The 1,918-nt window shown below is 75.9% G+C and carries 1 protein-coding gene and 1 pseudogene; both read left to right on the forward strand.

From position 1 onward, the window contains the following. Positions 1 to 249 (forward strand): annotated as a pseudogene (locus G7A99_RS18850) (keto-deoxy-phosphogluconate aldolase); the annotation flags it as partial. Then, complete coding sequence (locus G7A99_RS18855; protein ID WP_163143089.1) at positions 236 to 1,861, forward strand: methylglyoxal synthase; 1,626 nt, start codon at positions 236 to 238, stop codon at positions 1,859 to 1,861. The pseudogene G7A99_RS18850 and the gene G7A99_RS18855, both read left to right, overlap by 14 nt. Positions 1,862 to 1,918: the final 57 nt, after the last annotated feature.

Raw genomic sequence — 1,918 nt, forward strand, 5'->3', positions numbered from 1 at the left:
CGCGCACTCGCGGGCCCCTTCGCCGACGTGCGTTTCTGCCCCACGGGCGGGATCGATCCCGCCTCCGCGCCGGACTATCTCGCCCTCGACAACGTCGTCTGCGTGGGCGGGAGCTGGCTCGCGCCGCCGGCGAGCGTGGTGGCCGGGGACTGGGCCGGGATTACCGAGCGGGCGCGGGCGGCCGTGGCCCTCGGTGACGGCGGGACGCTGGGTCCGGGCGTGCCGGGGGGCGGGCGTGAGCAGCGGTAACGACGGGGCACGGCCGGCGATCGCCGTGTTGGCGAGCCGCAGTCTTCGGCTGGGCCCGGACAGTCCGGCGGCGCGTTTCATCCGCCGCTTCGAGCCGTACTTCCGCGCGGTCCTGCGCCCGGAGCTCCATCTGCTCGAGGGCACGTACCGCTCGCTGCTGCGGTGCGGTCTGCTGCACGACTACGAGCCGGTGGTGCGGGTCCCGCCGGGGGGCGAGGGCGGACTGGTGGCGCTGAGCGACCGGGTCGTCTCCGGGCTGCCCGACGGGCGCCGGCTCGATGCCGTGGTGTATTTCTCGGACCCGCGGGACGCCACCTCGCTGTTCCCGGACAGCCTGGCGCTTAAGCGCGAGTGCGTGGTCACACGCACGCCGTTCCTCGCCTCCGAGGCCGCGGCGGTGGCGTGGTTCGGTCTCGACTGGCTGGCCCGGGACGGGCGCAGCGCCGCTGCCGGCCACATCGACGACGCCGCGGCCAAGGCACTGGGCATGCGCGGCGATCCGGCCGACGAGGCCGTCGCCCTGATCGCCCACGACACCCTCAAGACGGAGATGCTGGCCTTTGCCGACGAGCACCGGGGGTTCCTCTCCCGGTTCGGCGCGCGGCTCGGCACGGGGACCACCGGTGCGCTGCTCAACGGCCGTATCCCGGAGCGCCTCGGAGAGCCGGCGCCGGAGGTCGAGGACCTGACCGCGCGTCTGCGGGACCTCTCCGCCGGCGGCGACTGGGTCAGGGGCATGGCCAGCGGTCCCCGCGGTGGCGACGTGCAGATCGCCGAGCTCGTGCGCCAGCGCCGCTGTCAGGCGGTGGTGTTCTTCGAGGACCCCCACGTCTCCCGGGAGCACGAGGCGGACATCCAGCTCATGGAGCGGGCCACGCGCATCCCCGGCAACGAGGTGCTCTGCCTCCACGATCCCGCGACGGCCCGCGAGTGGGCCGCACGCCACCAGCGCTGCGAGGCCGCCGGCCGGGACGGCTGGGTGACGCTGATCGACGCCTGCCGCCGGCGCTGGGGCGTGGAGCTGGTGCCGGTGGCGTCCGCGGACCACGGCGGCGACGCGCGCACCGCGCAGCTGGAGGCCGCCGCGTGGTACATCCGCGCCCTGGTCTCCGAGCGTGCCCGGGGCATGGCCTCCAGCGCGGCACGGCTGCGTGTCGGTGTGGGCGACGGCGGGCTGCTCGGTGAGCTCCTGGACGTCATCGCCTCGCTCCCCGAGCGGCTTCAGGCCGTGGACGACGCCCGTGGCGACTTCGCCATGCCGCTGGTCCGGCGGGGATACCGCCGCATGGCCAACGTCGAGGTCGTGCCGGAGGGCGATGCCGCGGGTGCGGTGCGCAATGCCGGTCACCTCGCCGCGGCGCTGTCGGCGACGCTGGCGACGCCGGCGGCCGGGGCGGACGGCGTCGACGTGCGGATCGCGACGCTCTCGCAGCGGTCGGGGGACACTGGGGGAGCGGGGGACCGCCGCCGTTCCCCCGGCGACGACGTGCTCGTGGTTCCCCCCGGGGTGCCCCCGCGGCTCGCCGGTCAGGTCGACGGCGGCGGGGTTACCACGGTGATCGCCATGGCGCGGGACGTGCGCGCCGCGCTGACGGAGCAGACGCCGGGATAGGGCGGTGCCGGGCCCGCCGCGGGGCCCGCACGTCTAGCGGGAGAACCGCGCCGAGAC

This window comes from Arhodomonas sp. KWT, from assembly GCF_010993615.1.